Genomic DNA, 20,793 nt, shown 5'->3' with positions numbered 1-20,793 from the left:
TTTAACTGAAGCTCTGAAATATTTACCTGCAGAACTGCGTAAAACGTTGACCTATGACCGTGGACGCGAGATGTCAGAACATAAAATACTCGAAGAAGATTTAGGCATAGATGTATATTTCTGTGACCCACATTCACCTTGGCAAAAAGGCACATGCGAAAATATGAATGGTTTAATTAGGCAATATTTACCTAAAGGGATTGATTTAAATCAGGCAGATCAGCATTATTTAAATCAAGTTGCCATGTCACTGAATACTCGTCCTAGAAAGGCGTTAGATTGGCTTACACCATTAGAGAAATTTGCTCAGCTTGTTGATTATCATATGGCTTTTGAAACTGTCGCACCTCATGTTTGAATTCGCCGTCTATATAAAAATATAAGATGATAAGCAAACACCTCTTATCATCTTTTCTAGAGTTTAATTTTCTATAGCTTTTACGGGTAAACGCGTACCTAACAAAGAAAAAGTAACGTCCGCAACTTCCAACGGGTCTGAACTGGTCCAAATAATATGGTTCCCTTCATTTGGACTTTCAGAACTTAAATGATATTGATTGAGCTGCCGAATTAATTGCGCTGTTACAGCTTCGGAAGGCTCAATAATTTGAATATCACGCCCTACAATTTCCTGAATCGTGTCTGAGACAAATGGATAGTGCGTGCATCCTAAAATAATCGTATCGACTTTTTGCTCGACCAACGGTGCCAAAATATTTTTTAAATAATCCTTAACCTCCGCGGTATGGGCTTTGCCCGTTTCGATTTTTTCGGCCAGACCAATACATGGTACTAAAGACACTTTAATATCTTGCGCATACGTTTCAATCAAACTTTTTAAGTTTTTGCCCTTCACCGTGGTGGCAGTTGCCAAGACAGCAATATACTTACTTTGAGTGATTGCTACTGCGGGTTTTACCGCTGGTTCTATCGCAATAAGCGGCACATTAATTTGCGCTCTAATCGTTTCAACTGCTACGGCCGTCATGGTGTTACAAGCAATCACGATCGCTTTGCATTTACCTTGAGCAACTAGGTTTGAAATTAAATGCGTAGTTCGTGAAACAATCCAGTCACTTTCTCTGTCTCCATAAGGGACATATTTCGAGTCGGCGAAATAGATAATGTCTTCATTCGGAAGAGCCTGCCGAATATGCTTAAAGAGAGACAACCCACCTAAACCAGAGTCAATCATTCCAATCGGGTTGTTATTGTTATTCATGGTTTGTCCTGCATTTCATATATTTAGAAAAATTCTTTCATGGTTGCCAAGTCTGTTAGCACGACTTTGGGTTGAATGGTTTTTAATTTTTCGGCCGATGTATAACCCCAACCTACCGCAGCAAAATCAATGCCTGCTTTATGTGCAGCTTCGCCATCGGTGGTTTGGTCGCCGACATAAATGGCATGGTTTTTACTTACATCCAAAATGTTGAGAACACGCGTTATCCGCTTCGCTTTGCCAAATATAGACGAGCCGCCATCAATATGACTAAAAAGCTCACAGAGTTCTTTACCCAGTACATTTTGACAGTTTTCTTTAGAGTTTGAAGTAATAATTGCGAGCGTATATCCACGCTTATGCAGTTCAATTAAGTGGTCCCGCATACCTTCAAACAAATGAATTTCTTCATCTCTTTCTTTCATTAACTGAATAAAATCTTTCGCAATCCAAGGCAGTTTCCACCTAGAAACATTCATCTCTTTCATAATTTCTCTAGGCGTAAGTTGTTTGTAGTACTCGACTTCGTGAAGGCTTACCGATTTAAACTTATACTTTGCGGAAAGTTGATTTAAAACGCTTAGAAAAAAATGAAAGGAGTCGGCTAAAGTGCCATCTAAATCAAAAATAATAGCCTGATATTGTTTTAGGTTTTTTTCCATTTCTAATTTCAAAAGTATATTTTTCATTATTATATTATGTTTTTTATATATTTTTAAATCAGGCCCAACGAGGACCTGACCTAAATTTCGGATTTTATTTTAAGCTGCCGCTTTTTGTTCCTTTATCCAATTTTTAATACGGGCATCGAGTATATTTAGAGGCAGTGTTCCTGCATTTAAAACCATGTCATGAAAGGCTTTGATATCAAAACGATCTCCAAGCTCCTGTTTCGCAAGCTCCCGTAGCTCTAAAATTTTGAGTTGGCCCATTTTGTATGCCAATGCTTGGGCAGGAATAGCAATATAGCGGTCTGCCTCTGCCTGAATATCAGGTTCATCTAAAGCTGAGTGTTCGCGCATAAAATCAATCATTTGTTGGCGCGTCCACTTTTTATAATGTACGCCAGTGTCCACCACTAAACGACAAGCACGGAACAACTCACTCGAGAGTCTTCCATAGTCTGAAAGCGGGTCTTTATAGAAACCAACATCTTTGCCCAATTGCTCTGCATAAAGTGCCCATCCTTCTATATAGGCAGTATGGTTAGGCTGCTTTCGGAACATCGGCAAATTTGGCAGGTTTTGGGCAATATCAATCTGCATATGATGGCCGGGAATTGCCTCATGGTAAGCAGTCGCTTCCATGGATATTTTGGAACGTTCAGAGAAGTCCCCTGTATTTACATATACTTGTCCGGGGCGTGAACCATCAGGCGTACCTTGGTGATACTCGGCACCTGCCGCTTCTTTTTCTCGATATTGCTCTACAGGTAAAACTTCGACTTTATTTTTAGGTAATAAACCAAATAGCTTCGGCAACTCCGGTTGCATTTGGGCAATATACCCGCGATAAATTTCTAAAATTTCTTCACGAGATTTTGGGAAAACCGTAGGATTTGTTTTTAGAGATTGTTGGAAACTTTTTAAGTCATTGAAACCTTGTGCTTTAGCAATTTTCAGCATTTCCGCTTCTATACGAGCAACTTCTTTTAACCCAAGCTGATGAATAGTTTCAGGGTTTTCCGAGGTTGTCGTATTGTTTTCTACATAAAAGCGATAGAGTTCGTCACCGTTTGGCAAGCTCCAGATACCCTCGTGTTGTCGTCCATAGGGTAAGTAATCTTTCTGAATAAACGTACCGAGTTTTTGATAAGCAGGCCGAACATTCTGATCTATGGCCTGTAGTATTTCACGGCTTAGACGCTCTTGTTCTGCTTTCGAAATGTTTTTTGGAAATTGCTTTAATGGAGAAGCAAACACACTGTCTTTCCCTGCTGGAGTTGCAATGCTATCAATCTGCTTTGCCACTTTTTCAAGTAAATATTTCGGTGGTATCAAACCATCTTTTTGTCCTTGTTTCGCTAACTGAATACCTTGATCAAGAATAAGAGGAATTTGTTTTAAACGAGCAATATAGTCTTGATATTGTTTAGCATTATCAAAGGAAATCGAACTAATAAATCCCGGAAATTGTAAATGTAGTCCCCACATTTGATTGAAAGGCATCTCATAGAGTTTCAAATCATAATTTTTAAGCGTCTCTTTCAACTGATAAATCATTAAATCTTTATTTAATTGATCAGTTGCTGAAAACCCTGTGCTATCAATCGCTTCAAAACGTTTTAAAAATTTTTGAGTAGTTTTTTTATCTTTCTCGATCTGATTTTTTGAAAACTCGGTCCATCGATCGTTGTAGCGTAAATCGCCTAAAGTCGTTGCAGTTTCAGGGTTATTTTTCAAAGTATATTCCCATTGTTCTTGTAAAAGCTGATTTAAAGCTTTCACCCGAACAGAGACATCACTGTTTTGTTTAGCTTGTGATTTTTCGGTGGTATTTGTATTTATTTCGGGGGGTGTAGCATTAGAGGAATGAGACATCCAAAATAAAACACTGATACAAGCATAATGTAAGGTTTTGTTTTTCATTTAATTATCCAGAAATATTTAACGAAGTTTAAAATATAGACAAAACAAATTACGTGCCAAGCAGCCTATAAAATAGTGTAAAAATCGAGTATTTTTTAACTCAATGATTTTATAAATTAATTTTCTTTTTAATTAAATTATTTATAGTTGCTATCTATATTCCGAATCTGACTTTAATTTACCAGAAAGTCAAAAAAAGCGCACATGAGCGATCTCAGTGCACTTTTTCATTTCTACATTAAAAATTGCTTCTCAAGAAAACAAATATTGATAAACAATATAGGCAGCCAGTTTTGCTGTTCTATTGTCCAAATCAAATTTTGGATTGCACTCGGCAATATCCAAAAGTTTGATTTTTCCAGTCTCTTGAATATGCTTAAAAATTGCTTCAAAAGTGGCTAAATCAATTCCTTTTACGGCTGGGGCACTGACCCCCCGGGCAACCGCAGCCGCGAAGACATCTAAATCAATCGTAACGTACAAGCAGTCTACTTTTTCAATAAAAGCGTCAACCGCCGCGAGCACGTTTGGTAGGTTAAAAATATTAACCTCATGATCGCGTAAATATGAACAATTTAACGCATCGGCTGTATCAAACAAAACTTTAGTATTGGCATGGTTGGCAACTCCAATACATAAATAATTAAATTGTTTTTGATGCTGTTCTGAAAGCCTTGCTGCTTGTAAAAAAGGTGTTCCAGAGGTGGCATGCTCTGCTTCACGCAAATCGAAATGGGCATCGAAATTAATAATGCCTATTTTTTTATCTGGCGCATGCGCTTGTATATATTGAAATAAACCGCTAAAGCTGCCAAATGCAACTTCATGTCCACCGCCCAATACAATCGGTTTTAAACCATTTTGTAGGCTGTTTAGGACTTGTTCAGCTAACTCGCTTTGTGCTTGCTCTAAATTCTCATATTCACAAGTCACCGTACCCAAATCGACCAGACTCACTGGACGATGAATCGGTAAGTTAGCAAGTTGCGTGCGGATTGCATCTGGTGCGTCGGCAGCACCGACGCGGCCTTTGTTACGTTTCACGCCTTCATCAGAGCTAAAACCAATCAGGGCAAATTCGGCATGTTGAGTTTTGTTCACAATATGGTGGATACGTTGATGTGCCTCACCCTCGCCATCATGTCGGCCTTGCCATTTAAATGTGTGATTCATGTGACACCGTTTAAAAAATAACTTCTTGTCCATGCTGAACGACTCGCTTAGGCAAATCTCCGCCAAGCCAGTAAACAATTTCAGATGGATGTTCAATATCCCAAGCCACAAAATCAGCGACTTTACCCTGCTCCAAACTACCGTGTGTTTGCTCTAAACCGAGCGCTTGTGCGGCATGAATGGTGACACCCGCTAAAGCTTGCTCAGGTGTTAAACGGAATAACGTACTGCCCATATTCAGCATTAAACGTACAGAAAGTGCTGGAGATGTACCCGGATTTAAATCACTCGACAACGCAATACGCACGCCATGCTTAATCAGACTTTCAATTGGTGGGTATTGTGTTTCACGCAATAAATAAAAGGCCCCCGGCAATAACACAGCAACCGTACCCGACTCTGCCATGGCTTTGACATCATCTTCGGTCATGTACTCTAAATGGTCAGCCGACAAAGCATGATAACGTGCTGCCAAGCTTGAGCCGCCTAGTGATGAAAGCTGTTCAGCATGAAGCTTAACGGGTAGACCCAATGATTGTGCCGTTTTAAAAACACGTTCAACCTGAGCAGGTGAAAAGGCTAAATGCTCGCAAAACGCATCTACTGCATCGACTAAACCTTCAGCATGTAGTTTAGGCAACATTTCTGTACAGATATGCTCGATATAAGCATCGCTTTGGTCTTTATACTCTGGCGGTAACGCATGGGCAGCCAAACAGGTACTTTTGACCGTCATCGGTAATTTTTCACCAATTTGACGGATCACACGCAGCATCTTGCGCTCGTTTTCGTAATTGAGTCCGTAGCCAGACTTAATTTCAATGGTGGTGACACCGTCTTGCTGCATAGAGCGAATACGTTTAAGTGCCGAATTTAATAATTGTTCTTCACTTGCTTCACGGGTTGCACGCACTGTGCTAGCAATGCCGCCACCACTTGCTGCAATTTCAGCATAGCTCACGCCTTGTAAGCGCTTTTCAAACTCAACACTACGGTTGCCACCAAAAACACTGTGCGTATGACAGTCGATGAAACCTGGAGTTACCCAAGCACCATTTAAGTCAACTGTTTCGGAATAAGTGTCGGTAGGAAGTTGTTGTTGTTTTCCAATCCAGTGGATGAGATGCCCTTCTGTGACAATTGCAGCATCTTCGATATAAGAATATTGCCCATTTTGCATGGTCGCAATATGGCAGTTTTGCCAAAGTTTTTTCATTAGCCTATCCTCGAAACTGCCCAACAGTAAAACTATTGGGCAGTTGATTTGTTAGCTTTCCATTTCTATATTTTGCTGGACAGGCTCACTTTCCTTTCCCAAGCTTTGCTCCGGTTTTACCCAAATGCGATACGCAATGGTTAAGAGAGCAAGCCAAGTGATTCCTACATAAATTGCAGGACGCGAGTCTGGGAAGTAGCCCATCATGACTAAAATGAACACCATAAAACCGATTGCAAAAGCAGGTGCATATGGCCAGCCAAATACAGGGAAATCTAGTGCCTTAATTTCAGCAGTAGATAATTTACGGCGCATCGCCACTTGCGAAAGCAAGATCATGAGCCATACCCAAACAGTTGCAAACGTTGCAATTGAAGCAATGATGACAAATACATTTTCAGGAATCAGGTAGTTCAGCCCCACACCAATTAACAGCCCCCCAGCCATAACCACAACAGTCATCCAAGGCACACCATTACGTGAAAGTTTCTTAAACACTTGCGGTGCTTGACCACGATTTGCCATACCGTACAACATACGGCCTGCACCAAATACATCACTATTAATTGCTGAAATTGCTGCTGTCACCACCACAATATTTAAAATATTTGCAGCAGATTTAATGCCTAAGTTTTCAAAAATTTGTACAAACGGGCTGCCTTGGCTACCAATCTGGTTCCATGGGAAAATCGACATAAGTACAAAAATAGTGAGTACATAGAACAGTAAGATACGGACTGGAACGGCATTAATTGCTTTTGGTAGAGTCGTTTTCGGGTCTTGTGACTCACCTGCGGTTAAACCAATAATTTCGACCCCGCCAAAAGCGAATACCACTACAGATAAACATGCCACTAAACCTGCAATACCATGCGGCATGAAACCATCATAAATCCATAGGTTTTGAAGCCCCGGTACAACATTGCTGTGGTCAACATGGAAACCGTAGAACATTAAACCCAAGCCACCTAAAATCATGGCAACAATGGCACTGACTTTCACAATAGAAAGCCAAAATTCGAGTTCACCAAAGACTTTTACATGAATAAGGTTAATTGCGCCTAGGAACATGATGAGAGACAAAATCCAGATCCACCGTGGTACATCGGGATACCAGAACCCCATATAAATACCAAATGCAGTGACATCGGCAATTGCAACAATCACCATCTCAAAAACATAGGTCCAACCTGTGGTAAACCCCGCCAATGGACCAATGTACTGAGACGCATAGTGGCTGAATGAGCCAGAGACAGGGTTATGGACAGCCATCTCACCCAGTGCGCGCATAACGATATAAATTGCAATCCCTGCAACGATATACGCGAGTAATACTGAAGGCCCTGCCATTTTGATGGCAGTCGCCGAACCATAGAAAAGCCCAGTTCCAATTGCTGAGCCCAATGCCAAGAAACGAATATGGCGGGTGTTTAAACCCCGCTGTAGTGTGGAGTTTTGTGACATTATAATCTCCAATCCTTGAGGAAATTTAGTTGGATTCGGCCACTCCATGTGACCGTTTTATCAATCACACTTCAGATAAACTAGGGAGTAGTTTTGGAATGAGTAACTTGTTTAGGCAACCACTCGCAAGCAATTCACTAGCCTGTTCGATATCCGGAGCAAAGAAACGATCTTCGCTGTAGTAAGGAACTTGATCGCGCAAGATTTTACGAGCTTGTTCAAGTTTAGGCGAGCTTTTTAAACCTTCACGGAAGTCTAAACCCTGACAAGCGCCTAACCATTCAACAGCTAAAATGCCACGAACGTTGTCAGCCATGTACCAAAGACGCTTACCGGCATTCGGAGCCATCGATACGTGGTCTTCCTGATTGGCAGACGTTGGTAAACTATCAACGCTTGCAGGATGTGCAAGTGCTTTATTATCGCTCGCAAGTGCAGCAGCTGTCACTTGTGCAATCATAAAGCCTGAGTTAACACCACCATTTGCAACCAAGAATGGTGGAAGTTGTGACATGTGGCGGTCCATCATCATCGAAATACGACGTTCTGACAGTGAGCCAATTTCAGCGATCGCCAATGCTAAATTATCTGCCGCCATTGCAACAGGTTCTGCGTGGAAGTTACCACCAGAAATCACGTCACCTTGTTCAGCAAAAACAAGCGGGTTATCCGATACAGCATTTGCTTCAATTTCTAATACTTCAGCAGCCTGACGGATTTGGGTTAAACATGCACCCATGACCTGTGGCTGGCAACGTAAAGAGTATGGGTCTTGAACTTTGCTACAGTCTTCATGTGAATGTGCAATTTCACTTGAGTCTGTTAATAGGTCACGATAAGCCGCAGCTACATCAATTTGACCACGTTGGCCACGTACTTCGTGAATACGCGCATCAAATGGTGCACGTGAACCCAACATTGCTTCAACACTTAAGCCACCACAAACCGTTGCAGCAGCAAACAAGTCTTCAGCTTCAAACAAGCCACGTAACGCATAAGCAGTTGACACTTGTGTACCGTTTAAAAGTGCCAAACCTTCTTTAGCAGCTAAAGAAATTGGTTCTAAACCTGCAACTTTTAAAGCTTCAACAGCTGTTAACCATTCACCCTTATAACGTGCCTTACCTTCACCAAGTAAAACTAAAGACATGTGTGCAAGTGGTGCCAAGTCACCTGAAGCACCTACTGAACCTTTAAGTGGAATGTGTGGGTAAACTTCGGCATTAATTAAAGCCAACAAAGCATCAATTACTTTACGACGAATACCTGAGAAACCACGCGCCAAGCTATTTGCTTTTAACAGAATAATTAAACGAACCATTGCATCATCAAGTGCTTCACCTACACCTGCTGCATGTGACAGAACCAATGAACGTTGTAACTTTTCTAAATCTTCAGGAGCAATTTTGGTTGACGCGAGTAAGCCAAAGCCTGTGTTAATACCGTAAGCTGTACGCCCTTCATTTACAATTTTCTCAACGCAAGCCACACTTGCATCAATTGCAGATGAAGCACTTTCATCCAATTTAACTTTGATCGGGTTGAGGTACGCTTGACGTAAATCGGCTAAGGTCAGTTTTCCTGGTTGGATAAGTAATTCCATGTTGGCTTCCTAATTTTTTGCACTATATTCTGCTGAGACGGTGCTTTTCACAATTGCAAAAAGCACCGCTAGTTCTTCCATGTATTTTTATTGCGTGATCATTGGCAAGTGTAAGCCTTGCTCTTTGGCACAGTTAATCGCAATTTCATAACCTGCATCGGCATGACGCATAACACCTGTTGCAGGGTCATTAGTCAGTACGCGAGCAATACGTGCAGCAGCTTCATCTGTACCATCACACACAATCACAACGCCTGAGTGTTGAGAGAAGCCCATACCTACACCACCACCGTGATGTAAAGACACCCAAGTTGCGCCGCCTGCTGTATTGAGCAACGCGTTTAATAAAGGCCAGTCTGATACTGCGTCTGAACCGTCTTGCATTGCTTCAGTTTCACGGTTAGGACTTGCAACCGAACCTGAGTCCAAGTGGTCACGACCAATCACAACTGGTGCAGACAATTCACCGCTACGAACCATTTCGTTAAATGCCAAACCAAGTTTTGCACGTAAGCCCAAACCTACCCAGCAAATACGCGCTGGTAAGCCTTGGAAGCTAATGCGTTCGGGAGCCATGTCTAACCAGTGATGTAAATGTTCATCATCAGGAATTAACTCTTTAACTTTGGCATCTGTTTTATAAATGTCTTCTGGGTCACCAGAAAGTGCTGCCCAACGGAATGGACCAATACCACGGCAGAACAATGGACGGATGTACGCAGGTACGAAGCCTGGGAAATCAAAAGCGTTTGCTACACCTTCATCTTTCGCCATTTGACGGATGTTATTGCCATAGTCAAATGTTGGAACACCCATTTTCTGGAAATCAAGCATCGCTTGTACGTGCTTCGCCATCGACTGTTTTGCAGCTTTTACCACAGCTTCTGGTTCAGTTTTCGCACGTGCACGATATTCGTCCCAAGTCCAACCTACTGGTAAGTAGCCATTAAGTGGATCGTGTGCACTTGTTTGGTCTGTCACCATGTCTGGACGCACACCACGACGAACAAGCTCAGGTAAAATTTCAGCAGCATTACCATGAAGCGCAATGGAAATTGCTTTACCTTCTTTTGTATAGCGGTCAATACGCGCTAAAGCGTCGTCTAAATCAGTTGCTTGTTCGTCTACATAACGGGTACGTAAACGGAAATCGATACTTGCTTGTTGGCATTCAATGTTTAAAGAACACGCACCTGCAAGTGTTGCAGCTAGAGGCTGAGCACCACCCATACCACCTAAACCAGCAGTAAGAACCCAACGACCTTTTAAGTCACCGTTGTAGTGTTGGCGGCCTGCCTCAACGAAAGTTTCATAAGTACCCTGCACAATGCCTTGGCTACCAATGTAGATCCATGAACCTGCTGTCATTTGACCATACATTGCCAAAGCTTTAGCGTCTAATTCGTTAAAGTGTTCCCAGTTTGCCCAGTGCGGTACAAGGTTTGAGTTTGCAATTAAAACGCGTGGTGCATCTTTATGAGTTTTAAACACACCAACTGGTTTGCCTGATTGAACCAATAAAGTTTCGTCAGTTTCAAGATTATTTAGCGTATCTACAATTTTGTCGAAACATTCCCAGTTTCGTGCTGCACGACCAATACCACCGTATACAACTAACTCTTTCGGGTTTTCTGCAACGTCCGGATCAAGGTTATTCATCAACATACGTAATGGGGCTTCAGTTAACCAACTCTTAGCCGTTAATTCAGTGCCGCGTGGTGCACGAATTTCTACATCACGAAATTTTGTTGTCGTTGTTGTCACAGTCGGACTCCTTCCTTTGAGCTTACATCAGCAGAACATCACTTGTTTCTGCATTTGTATAGTAATGTATTAACTTGTATATACATCCATATACTACACAAATATTTTTCGGCGTGAAGAGGGTGACTCATATTTTTTTAGAAAAATTGAATAAGCTTATGAATTAAATTAATTTATTTTTATATCTGGCATAAAAAAAAGCACATATCTTCTAACAAGACATGTGCTTTTTAAGTCGTAAATGATGTCTTTTTAACGTTGAATTAACTCAATGACATAGCAGCTTTTAAGTTGTTTTTTAGGAAAGTTGATCGATGTCACGCCAGATTTTTTCTCAATTTTTAGTGTCTCATGAGCAGCAATCTGAACGGAATGATCATCCACATTTACTTGTGTTTCACTACCCTGATTAAAAATGAAAATCAGATCTGCCGAACTTATAAATACCTGCTCCGCTGCATCATTCAACCACTGAAAACGAGCATGAAACTTTGCAGGATCATAAATTAAATTTAAATCTCGAATTGCCCCATTTACAAGTTCACTTTGAACCTGACTCTCACCATGAAAAGCAAAAATATCGCCTTGGTTTAGCGTTTTGGCAGGAAGCTCATCGACATGCAATACCATGCCCTGCCCATCGAGTACGCTAATAATGCGCTGCTTGTTGGGAAATAACGAAAATGGTCCGGAAGTGGTCACATCTGCCATCGAAATGCGCCAATCGAAATCGGCTTCACCTTGGCTTCTGGCAATTTCTAAAGTGAAACCCGCACCGTTTTTCCAAAGCATTTTTGTATATTGATCGGCCCTGATCAATTCAATCATGGATTAAATTTCCCTTCGAGATAATAACGACTACCCGGATAAATCAGACGTGCACTTGAAATGAGCTGTTTGTTTGACCATGTACGGCGACGAATGAGTAAACACGGTTCAGCTTTAGTAATCTTCAACCATTTACACTCTTGAGCAGATGCTAAAACCGCCTCAACAATGTGTTCACCTTCCGTCACTGGCGCTTTCGCCATGAGATAAGCATTTGGGGTAATGGTTTTAAAATCTTGTTCTAAATAATCTGGAATCAGCGCTGCATCGACTAAACGATCTTCGACCTGAACAGGTACATCATTTTCATAATGCACAATAATCGAGTGAAATAATCTTTGCCCTTCGCGAGTTTGCATTAACACGCTTTGCTCTGCATTTGCATAAATTTGTTCTAAGACTAAAACTTCAGCATGGTGCTTATGGTTTCGTGCAATAATCTCATCGGCGATATTATTAATTTGAAAAAGTGCAGTTCGGCCTTGCCCTTCAGCAACGAAAGAACCAACGCCCTGAATTCGAACGAGCAAACCCTCAGTCGTTAGCTCACGTAGCGCACGGTTTACCGTCATACGGCTACAGCCAAGTTGATTAACCAGTTCACTTTCCGAAGGAATTTTTTTATTTACAGCCCAAGTACCTTCATAAATCTTTTGTGAAATCAGCTGTTTTACGCGTTGATATAAAGGAACTGGACTATCAGCTTCAATCGAAAGCTCAGTATGTTCTTGTTTTGATGTTCTGGGCATAACTAATTACTCAAAAAAGGCAGCAGGCAAAAAGGTATTTTAGTTGACATGCTATGTATATACAACCACATACAACATGTTAATTTATGAATTAAATATATTTTAATAAGTCTAAAAAACAAACATAGTTCGGTAAAAGCTAATTTAAAGTTTTATGTAGAAAAATTCAAATATATAAATGCTTTATAAATATTTATTTAATAATTATTTCTGCTATGCCTTAGCTCAATTCAAAGAAGCAAAAATGTAGTCTTTTTTAGTTTACGAAATGATGCGTAAAATTTTTATTTAAAATAACTGATCAATAGTATTCTGCTGCCACACAGTATATTAATAAAGCTGGAAGCATATCGAATGCGTAATTATAAAATAGATATTCTTCGAGGAATGTCTATCCTTTTGGTTCTTTTACATCATTTTAATATTCCCTATAAACTCAAAGATACATGGTTAGGTTTTGATTTTTTAGGTGAAGCATTTAGCACAGTCATCGCAAGAAATGGAAACTATGGTGTCACCATGTTTTTTGTGATTTCGGGTTTTTTAATTACCCACCACACTTTAAAAAGAGATAAACAATTTTCTGCAATTAACCTCAAGCATTTTTATATCCGACGGGCAGCGCGTATTTTGCCGTGTTTGGTATTACTCATTTTAGGGGTAAGCATACTTGGTTCATTTGACTTAAAACCCTTTATGAACCAAGCTCCGAATGGTATTGAGGTCTCTTATCCTTTAACCATATTTGCAGCTTTAACCTTCTGGATGAATATCCTGATTATTAAATTCGGTTGGGTAAACTACGCCTTGGGCGTGTTGTGGTCACTCTCTGTGGAAGAGGTTTTCTATTTTGTTTTCCCATTATTGTGCTTGCTTACGCGTAGTAATAAGGTCTTTATTGCTGTATTGATTGGGGTAATTGTTTACGGGCCTTATTTTAGGTCCCTGCATTTTGGAGAAGAAAGCGGTGCCTATTTATATCACTATTTTTCGAGCTTTGATGGCATAGCAGTTGGTTGTTTAACTGCCATTTTTTCTCATAAATATCAGCCAAATTGGCCCTATAAAAAACTTCTTTCATGGCTAATCATTTTAAGTATGACCGCTCTATATTTATATGCTCCAATTAAAGAAGTCAGCACATGGGGTATTAGCTTATTTGCTTTTGCCACAGGCTTACTGATTTTGTGTTTTCAGCATCCTTCCGAAACACAGGCGCATAACCTATTGACCAAGGTGATGGTCTGGTTGGGGCAACGAAGTTACGAAACTTATTTGTTTCATCTGGTAGTACTAGGTCTTATGAAAGTTGCTTTTGTTCCGGCTCAAACCGACGCTAGCATCAAAATTATGCTTTTAATTGGCTATCTAGTTCTAACTTTTGTTATTAGCGCTGCGATTGAAAAATATTATTCCACCCCGCTTAACAGCTACATTCGAAAGGTTTTTATTAAAGATAAATCTTAAAAAAATAAGCCCCTTGAAAATAGGGGCTTTTTTATTAAGCAATCAACATCGTTTCATCATCTTGCTTAAAAGGGTTCGACCAGCTCTGCCAAACTTGCGGGCCTAAAGCCATTTCTTCATCGCTTAACAAGCAGCTATCCAAGCGTTGTATTAAAGCTTGCTCATCCATTTGCATACCAATTAAAACCAGCTCCTGACGCGCATCACCTGTGCGGGCATCCCAGTTTTTCTTAATTTCTTCAATACTGGCTAGGTCACTCGGCCAGTCTTCTTCTGCAACGGCTGCCCACCAATAACCAGCTAAACCGTGTCGAGCCATTGCTCCCGCTTGTGACCATGAATAAGCCAATGTCGGTTCGGCAGCCAACCAGAAAAAGCCTTTGGAACGCACAACTCCCGGCCATTCAGCCTGTACCAAATCATAAAAACGTTCTGGATGGAAAGGTCGGCGGGCACGATAAACAAAGCTACTAATGCCATACTCTTCAGTTTCAGGTGTATGCTCGCCGCGTAACTCTTTTAACCAACCCGGTGCTTGCGCGGCTTCATCAAAGTCAAATAACTGTGTATTTAAAATTTTATCTAAGGCAATCTTTCCAAATTGAGCAATCTCAATTCGAGCACGCGGGTTTAGAGTTTTTAAAATGGCGATAAGCTGGTCTTGCTGCGCCTGATCAATCAAGTCAATTTTGTTCAGCACAATCACATCACAAAACTCGATCTGATCGATAAGCAAGTCAACTACAGTTCGCTCATCTTGCTCGCCTAATGACTCACCACGTTGTTGCAGTGAGTCGACTGAGCTGTAATCTTTCAGAAAGTTAAAAGCATCGACTACCGTAACCATGGTGTCGAGTCGAGCGAATTCATTGAGAGAGTTTCCATCTTCATCTTCAAAGGTAAAGGTTTCTGCAACAGGCAGTGGTTCTGAAATACCCGTCGACTCAATTACCAATTGATCAAAGCGCCCGTCATCGGCTAAGCGTCTCACCTCAACCAATAAATCTTCTCGTAATGTACAGCAAATACAGCCATTACTCATTTCAACCAGTTTTTCATCCGTTCTTGAAAGCTCTGCCCCACCTTCACGTACTAATGCCGCATCAATATTTACCTCAGACATATCATTAACAATCACGGCAATACGGCGGCCTTCGCGATTATTTAAAATATGATTGAGTAATGTGGTCTTTCCTGCACCCAAAAAGCCCGATAAAACAGTGACTGGAAGCTTGGCAAATGAGTTGGCGATTGCAGTGTGCATGGCTTGATCTCTTCGAATAATATTTAAACTGATCATGGCTGGCCATTTAAATATGGCCAGATCACAGGCGTAATCTATTTCTAAACCACAGTAATGTTATGTTATAACATAACTATTGATCAAGTTCTTATTCCAGTTTTATTTAAGCCAATTCACTTAGTCTTTGAAAAAATTGCTTTTATAGTTACTGACAAATTGAGGTTCTATAGTGATGGTCAGGTCCCCATGAACGGAATCCTTGACTATCAATATGGATTTGTCCCGAAGCATAAACACCCAGCCCCATGTTAAGTGCTTGCCCTTTGGTTTCCCAGAACTGACAAAGCTTGGTTTTGGTTTGTTGAATATTAAACTGGTCTAAGTCGCTAGGCTGTTCTGGCCCAATTCGAAAATCAAGCGCTGCATTAAAGACATGTCGAGAAGCATCAGCCCCACCCGCACAGCGGTTTAAAGATAAAGCTCGATAAGCCGATGTCACTTCAAAATCGTTAATCACACCATCATCAACTAAGGCTTTTAAAATGCTAAGCGTCGGAACAATATTGGACCAAACCTCTCTCGGCGGCACCGCATAAGGCTCGACACCACATTTTTGCCAGTCTCGTGCTGAACGTAATAACTCATAATCTGGGACTAAATTGGCAAGCCCTTTTTGCTTAAGAAATTGCTTATAAGCTTGTACAGACTGCGCGTGATCTGCGGTTGCGATCCAAGCAGTATAATCTTTGGGTTGTTGTTTTATTCTTACCACTGTTTTAGATGGCTGAGGCAAAGAGTAAGGATGCTTAGAAACGGTTGGCTTAGGTGTTTGAGTCGTACACGCGGTAAGAGAAAGTAAGATTAAACCTAAATAGGAATATTTCATAAATATGTTGTTCCTCCCTGAACATCGGGAAGCCTTAGTTATTCATTCAACAAATGTTATAATATAACAATTATAAAGTCCTTTAATTTCTGTTGTAAATTTTAAAAATAAAAAAAGGACGTATGCGATACGTCCCTTTTCGTTCCTAATTAAGGTCTAATTACACATCTGCTTCTAAAGCATGTACAGGCTGCTCAGCTTTTAACTTACGGCGTTTAAACTGATAAGCCACCATCAAACACAAAATCCATCCCGGAATCATCATAACCGCCACACGCATATCTGGTGTTAAAGACATGACAACTAAAATTCCAAGCATGAATACGATGCAAAGATAGTTGCTAAATGGATACATAAAGCTTGGGAATTTAGTGGTTTGACCTTGGCGCGTCATGAATTTACGGAATTTTAAATGTGTCCATGAAATTACGACCCAGTTAATCACAATCGCTGCTACAACAAGCATCATGAGTAAGCCAAACGCTTTTTCAGGGAAAATGTAATTTAACAATACACATAAAATAGTGACTGCCGCAGAAAGGATCACTGCATTGGTTGGAATACCGCGTTTATTAATACGAGCAAATACTTTTGGAGCATTTCCTTGCTGAGCAAGGCCGAGCAACATACGGCTACTGCAATAACTTGTGCCGTTATAGACCGAAACCGCAGCAGTCAAAATCACGAAGTTGAGTAAAGTTGCAACACCTTGGCTGTCTAAAGAAGCAAACACCATTACAAAAGGGCTGCCACCTTGTGCCATTTGATTCCAAGGAAATAATGAGAATAAAACAAGAAGCGTCGCAATATAGAAAATCAAAATACGATAGATAATCTGGTTTACCGCTTTAGGTAAAGTTTTATCTGGGTCTCGTGCTTCTGCCGCAGTAATACCAAAAAGCTCGATCCCACCAAAAGCAAAAATAATGACCGCCATTGCCATGACCAAACCTTTAATGCCAAATGGGAAGAAACCACCCAATGCCCAAAGGTTTGAAATGCTGGCCTGTGGCCCTGCTGTACCGGTTGCAAGTAAATACGAACCGAAACCGATCATAGCTAAAATAGCTAAGATTTTGACAATGGAAAACCAAAATTCCATTTCGCCAAAAAACTTAACATGCAGCAAATTAATGCCATTAATGAGAATAAAGAACGTTAGAGCGGATGCCCACGTTGGGATTTGCGGCCACCAATATTGGATATAAAGACCAATTGCACTTAACTCTGCCATACATACCAGTACGTTGAGTACCCAGTAGTTCCATCCTGACATGAAGCCTGCAAAAGGTCCCCAATATTTATAAGCAAAATGACTAAAAGAACCACTTACTGGCTCTTCGACCACCATTTCACCGAGCTGGCGCATCATTAAAAAAGCAATAAATCCGGCAATCGCATAACCCAAGATTACCGATGGACCTGCCAATTTAATCGATTGTGATATACCAAGAAACAGCCCTGTACCAATCGCTCCACCCAATGCAATCAGCTGGATGTGACGATTACTCAAACCGTGTTTCAGGTTTCCTTGCTCTTGTGTTGACATATGATTATTCTCATCCTTGTCACGTAATTTTTTTCCAATAAATTACGTATATCATAAATTGATCAGATTTTCATAGGGATTGATGAAAAAATAATTGCGTTACTTTTCTCACAACCGCGCATGAAAACAGAAAATGCAAGAAATAACAATTATTATGCAATGTGTAATCAAATTATGTATTGCGTAATTTAATGAATTCAGTATTATAAGAACCATGAAGTAATTGGTTGTTCTCGGTCTCTATCAAACTCATAAGTAAAAAATGACCTCAATAAAGGTTAAAACTTACTGAGTAGCTCAGTCCCTAGACCGAACTTTTATTTGTATAAGACGCGAGATGAAGACAAGGAAGCGAAAATGGAACAAAAACTAAACTCTTTTATTGAAGTTTTACCTCAATCTGATTTCACTATTCATAATTTGCCTTATGGTATTTTTAGTAGAACAGCCGAAGGCGAGCGTCAGGTCGGTGTAGCTATCGGTGATTGGGTGATTGATCTCGCTGCTCTTGAAAAGCATGGTCTTTTAAAACTTTCAGATCAAGACACATACTTTAATCAATCTACACTCAATAAATTTATTGAATCTGGCAAAGCCAACTGGTCTAAAGTTCGTAAAACGCTACAGTCTCTTCTTTCAGTTGAAAACTCAACGCTTCAAGAAAATGAAGCATTACGTCAGGAAGTTTTAGTTAAGCAAGACAGCGTGACTTTACATTTGCCTGTCCAAGTTCCTGGCTATACCGATTTTTATTCTTCTAAAGAACATGCAACTAATGTGGGCTGTATGTTCCGTGACCCTAAAAATGCTTTGCTTCCAAACTGGAGCGAGTTGCCTGTTGGTTATAACGGCCGTGCTAGCTCTGTTGTGGTCAGCGGAACTCACGTCGTACGCCCTTCTGGTCAGATTAAGCTTCCAAATGAAGAACGTCCGGTTTTCTCAGCAACTCGCAAACTCGATTTTGAACTTGAGACTGCATTTATTGTGGGCAAACCAACCCAATTAGGCCAGCCAATCGCAATTGAAGATGCATGGGATCATATTTTTGGCATGGTTTTGCTAAACGACTGGTCAGCACGCGATATCCAGCAATGGGAATATGTTCCACTTGGACCTTTCAACGCTAAAACATTTGCAAGCTCGATTTCACCTTGGGTGGTTACACTTGAAGCACTTGAGCCATTTAAAGTTGAAGGACCAAAACAAGAACCGAAGCCTCTCGCTTACTTACAAGAAAATATAGCGAATAGTTACGACATTAATTTGAGTGTTGAAATTCAAAGCCCAAATTCAGCACAAACTGATGTGATCTGTAAAACCAATTTCAAATATATGTATTGGTCTATGGCTCAGCAGCTGACTCACCACACGATTGCTGGTTGTAACGTTCAGGTCGGCGATTTAATGGGTTCAGGTACTATTTCAGGTTCTACACCTGACTCTTATGGTAGCTTGCTTGAGCTGACGTGGAACACCACCAAACCGTTAACACTTGCGAATGGTGAAACTCGTGGTTTCTTACAAGATGGGGATACGCTCATTATGAAAGGACACTGTGAGAAAAATGGTATTCGCGTTGGCTTTGGTGAAGTTCGAAATACGGTACTTCCTGCATTAAATTTCGATTTTGCAGAAACTTCGGAGCCAGACTATGAAGCTGTATAGTTACTTTCGTAGCTCTGCAGCTTACAGAGTACGGATTGGCCTCAACCTTAAAAATCTCGCTTATGAAACTGCACCAGTTCATTTGGTTAAAAATGAGCAGCAAAGTGAAGACTATTTAAAGTTAAATCGCAGTGCCTTAGTGCCAACTTTAATAGACGGCGATTTAACTTTGTCACAGTCATTAAGTATTTTGGAATATCTAGATGAACAATATCCGGAAACCAAATTACTCCCAAATGATGTGAAAGAGAGAGCCAAAATCCGTGCTTTTGCACAGGCAATTGCCTGTGATATTCATCCGTTAAATAACTTACGTGTGCTGAAATATTTAAAAAATGACTTAAATGTTTCGGACGAACAAAAAAATTATTGGTATCAGCACTGGATTCTTGAAGGTTTTCAAACGCTCGAACAGCAACTTCAAGATTCAAATGGACAGTTTTGCTTTGGGCACGAAGCAACGATTGCCGATTGCTGCCTCATTCCACAGGTCTATAACGCGAAACGCTTCAAGATAGATTTATCTGCGTTTCCAAAAATTGAATCAATTTATCAACATTGTTTGTCTATCCCAGCCTTCTATAACGCGGCGCCAGAACAACAACCAGATTGGGAATAGTAAAAGGAGTTTCAACATGACATTTGCCATTAAAAAAATACATCACGTTGCATATCGCTGTAAGGATGCGAAAGAAACTGTTGAGTGGTATAAAAAAATGCTCAACATGGACTTTATCTTAGCTTTTGCTGAAGACCATGTACCTTCAACGAAAGCTTTCGACCCTTATATGCATTTATTCCTAGATGCTGGTCAGGGCAACGTTTTGGCATTTTTTGAATTACCAACCCAACCAGAAATGGGCCGAGATGAAAACACGCCTCAATGGGTACAACATATTGCCTTTGAAGTTGAAGATTTAAATGCCCTTTTAGCTGCCAAAAAACATTTGGAAGACAACGGCGTTAAAGTGCTAGGTATTACCAACCATGGTATCTTCCATTCAATTTATTTCTTTGACCCAAATGGCCATCGTTTAGAACTGACTTATAACGATGTACATGCTGAAGAGAAAATTGCAAAAATTACTGAAGAAATGAAAACTGAAATGTTAGATGAATGGAGCAAAACCAAACGTGCGCCACACCATACTCATTTCTTGCATGAAGAAGAATTAGGCGCATAATTCTTTCAAAGCAATCGTTTTAAAAGTCGGCATTGGTGGGAATAGTTTGAATGAACTGTTCTATATCAATGCCGATTTATATTGTTTAAATCTACTAAACTTCTATCAATTCACGCTATAAATGAAAGATGAAGGTGTTTGTAAGAATTGTTGATTATTAAACATGTGAATTTCGCTAATAGAAAAAGGTGA

The 20,793-nt window shown here is 40.4% G+C and carries 18 protein-coding genes; 5 read left to right on the top strand and 13 right to left on the bottom strand.

The features are described from left to right. On the top strand, positions 1-358 hold a 358-nt coding region (locus tag J671_RS15245), incomplete at its 5' end, for an IS30 family transposase (RefSeq protein ID WP_002055607.1). A gap of 63 nt (positions 359-421) precedes the next feature. On the opposite strand, the gene murI is transcribed toward J671_RS15245, so the two are convergent. The 10 genes from murI to hutC form a co-directional block, all read right to left on the bottom strand. Next, positions 422-1,222, bottom strand: a complete 801-nt coding sequence (gene murI, locus J671_RS15240) for a glutamate racemase (protein WP_031982766.1) — start codon at positions 1,220-1,222, stop codon at positions 422-424. 23 nt (positions 1,223-1,245) lie between these two features. Then, positions 1,246-1,884 carry an HAD family hydrolase gene (locus J671_RS15235; protein WP_004711385.1) on the bottom strand — a complete coding sequence of 213 codons (639 nt, stop codon included), beginning with the start codon at positions 1,882-1,884 and terminating at the stop codon, positions 1,246-1,248. Between the two features lie 99 nt (positions 1,885-1,983). Beyond that, positions 1,984-3,810: a DUF885 domain-containing protein gene (locus J671_RS15230; RefSeq protein ID WP_031982765.1), complete on the bottom strand. Its 1,827-nt coding sequence runs from the start codon at positions 3,808-3,810 to the stop codon at positions 1,984-1,986. A gap of 252 nt (positions 3,811-4,062) precedes the next feature. Then, complete coding sequence (gene hutG / locus J671_RS15225; protein ID WP_031982763.1) at positions 4,063-4,983, bottom strand: formimidoylglutamase; 921 nt, start codon at positions 4,981-4,983, stop codon at positions 4,063-4,065. Positions 4,984-4,993: 10 nt separating this feature from the next. Beyond that, entirely contained in the window at positions 4,994-6,199 is a 1,206-nt protein-coding gene (gene hutI, locus J671_RS15220) for an imidazolonepropionase (RefSeq protein ID WP_031982762.1), read from the bottom strand. Positions 6,200-6,250: 51 nt separating this feature from the next. Beyond that, positions 6,251-7,663 (bottom strand): amino acid permease, encoded by a 1,413-nt coding sequence (locus J671_RS15215; protein WP_031982760.1) that lies wholly within the window; start codon positions 7,661-7,663, stop codon positions 6,251-6,253. A gap of 64 nt (positions 7,664-7,727) precedes the next feature. Beyond that, complete coding sequence (gene hutH, locus J671_RS15210) at positions 7,728-9,266, bottom strand: histidine ammonia-lyase (protein WP_031982759.1); 1,539 nt, start codon at positions 9,264-9,266, stop codon at positions 7,728-7,730. An 87-nt stretch (positions 9,267-9,353) separates the two neighbouring features. Beyond that, complete coding sequence (hutU, locus tag J671_RS15205) at positions 9,354-11,030, bottom strand: urocanate hydratase (protein WP_031982758.1); 1,677 nt, start codon at positions 11,028-11,030, stop codon at positions 9,354-9,356. Between the two features lie 252 nt (positions 11,031-11,282). Next, on the bottom strand, positions 11,283-11,858 hold the full coding sequence (locus J671_RS15200) for a HutD family protein (protein WP_031982757.1): 576 nt from the start codon (positions 11,856-11,858) through the stop codon (positions 11,283-11,285). Beyond that, complete coding sequence (hutC, locus tag J671_RS15195) at positions 11,855-12,607, bottom strand: histidine utilization repressor (RefSeq protein WP_002132315.1); 753 nt, start codon at positions 12,605-12,607, stop codon at positions 11,855-11,857. Before hutC ends, J671_RS15200 begins: the two co-directional genes overlap by 4 nt. Before the next feature lie 354 nt (positions 12,608-12,961). Here hutC and J671_RS15190 point away from each other — a divergent pair, with 354 nt between their 5' ends. Beyond that, positions 12,962-14,074, top strand: a complete 1,113-nt coding sequence (locus tag J671_RS15190) for an acyltransferase family protein (RefSeq protein WP_031982756.1) — start codon at positions 12,962-12,964, stop codon at positions 14,072-14,074. 34 nt (positions 14,075-14,108) lie between these two features. Here J671_RS15190 and zigA read toward each other — a convergent pair whose 3' ends face one another. From zigA to J671_RS15175, 3 genes are all read right to left on the bottom strand, one after another. Continuing rightward, positions 14,109-15,374 carry a zinc metallochaperone GTPase ZigA gene (zigA, locus tag J671_RS15185; RefSeq protein WP_081404911.1) on the bottom strand — a complete coding sequence of 422 codons (1,266 nt, stop codon included), beginning with the start codon at positions 15,372-15,374 and terminating at the stop codon, positions 14,109-14,111. Between the two features lie 148 nt (positions 15,375-15,522). Then, positions 15,523-16,203, bottom strand: coding sequence for a YcbK family protein (locus J671_RS15180; protein ID WP_031982753.1), 681 nt, complete (start codon positions 16,201-16,203; stop codon positions 15,523-15,525). Between the two features lie 160 nt (positions 16,204-16,363). Next, positions 16,364-17,752 carry an amino acid permease gene (locus J671_RS15175; protein WP_031982752.1) on the bottom strand — a complete coding sequence of 463 codons (1,389 nt, stop codon included), beginning with the start codon at positions 17,750-17,752 and terminating at the stop codon, positions 16,364-16,366. A 357-nt stretch (positions 17,753-18,109) separates the two neighbouring features. On the opposite strand from J671_RS15175, the gene fahA reads away from it, so the two are divergent. Genes fahA through J671_RS15160 form a run of 3 tightly spaced genes read left to right on the top strand, consistent with a single transcriptional unit; the run spans position 18,110 to position 20,601 of the window. After that, a complete protein-coding gene (gene fahA / locus J671_RS15170) occupies positions 18,110-19,417 on the top strand; it encodes a fumarylacetoacetase (RefSeq protein WP_031982751.1) in 1,308 nt (435 codons plus the stop codon). Next, positions 19,404-20,036 carry a maleylacetoacetate isomerase gene (maiA, locus tag J671_RS15165; protein WP_002053862.1) on the top strand — a complete coding sequence of 211 codons (633 nt, stop codon included), beginning with the start codon at positions 19,404-19,406 and terminating at the stop codon, positions 20,034-20,036. Before fahA ends, maiA begins: the two co-directional genes overlap by 14 nt. Positions 20,037-20,052: 16 nt before the next feature. After that, positions 20,053-20,601, top strand: coding sequence for a VOC family protein (locus J671_RS15160; protein WP_004711359.1), 549 nt, complete (start codon positions 20,053-20,055; stop codon positions 20,599-20,601). The last annotated feature ends 192 nt before the right edge of the window (positions 20,602-20,793 follow it).

The sequence above is a fragment of the Acinetobacter sp. 1130196 genome (genome assembly GCF_000588095.1).
In the GTDB taxonomy this organism is placed as follows: domain Bacteria; phylum Pseudomonadota; class Gammaproteobacteria; order Pseudomonadales; family Moraxellaceae; genus Acinetobacter; species Acinetobacter nosocomialis.
The sequence above is the reverse complement of the archived record's forward strand: the minus strand, read 5'-3'. Positions and strand labels throughout refer to the sequence as shown.

Coding starts and splice junctions, on each gene's coding strand:
- J671_RS15180 (WP_031982753.1), bottom strand. CDS start 16,203: ATGAAATATTCCTATTTAGGTTTAATCTTACTTTCTCTTACCGCGTGT.
- hutG (WP_031982763.1), bottom strand. CDS start 4,983: ATGAATCACACATTTAAATGGCAAGGCCGACATGATGGCGAGGGTGAG.
- J671_RS15235 (WP_004711385.1), bottom strand. CDS start 1,884: ATGGAAAAAAACCTAAAACAATATCAGGCTATTATTTTTGATTTAGAT.
- hutC (WP_002132315.1), bottom strand. CDS start 12,607: ATGCCCAGAACATCAAAACAAGAACATACTGAGCTTTCGATTGAAGCT.
- J671_RS15215 (WP_031982760.1), bottom strand. CDS start 7,663: ATGTCACAAAACTCCACACTACAGCGGGGTTTAAACACCCGCCATATT.
- zigA (WP_081404911.1), bottom strand. CDS start 15,374: ATGATCAGTTTAAATATTATTCGAAGAGATCAAGCCATGCACACTGCA.
- J671_RS15175 (WP_031982752.1), bottom strand. CDS start 17,752: ATGTCAACACAAGAGCAAGGAAACCTGAAACACGGTTTGAGTAATCGT.
- maiA (WP_002053862.1), top strand. CDS start 19,404: ATGAAGCTGTATAGTTACTTTCGTAGCTCTGCAGCTTACAGAGTACGG.
- fahA (WP_031982751.1), top strand. CDS start 18,110: ATGGAACAAAAACTAAACTCTTTTATTGAAGTTTTACCTCAATCTGAT.
- J671_RS15230 (WP_031982765.1), bottom strand. CDS start 3,810: ATGAAAAACAAAACCTTACATTATGCTTGTATCAGTGTTTTATTTTGG.
- J671_RS15160 (WP_004711359.1), top strand. CDS start 20,053: ATGACATTTGCCATTAAAAAAATACATCACGTTGCATATCGCTGTAAG.
- J671_RS15190 (WP_031982756.1), top strand. CDS start 12,962: ATGCGTAATTATAAAATAGATATTCTTCGAGGAATGTCTATCCTTTTG.
- hutH (WP_031982759.1), bottom strand. CDS start 9,266: ATGGAATTACTTATCCAACCAGGAAAACTGACCTTAGCCGATTTACGT.
- murI (WP_031982766.1), bottom strand. CDS start 1,222: ATGAATAACAATAACAACCCGATTGGAATGATTGACTCTGGTTTAGGT.
- J671_RS15200 (WP_031982757.1), bottom strand. CDS start 11,858: ATGATTGAATTGATCAGGGCCGATCAATATACAAAAATGCTTTGGAAA.
- hutI (WP_031982762.1), bottom strand. CDS start 6,199: ATGAAAAAACTTTGGCAAAACTGCCATATTGCGACCATGCAAAATGGG.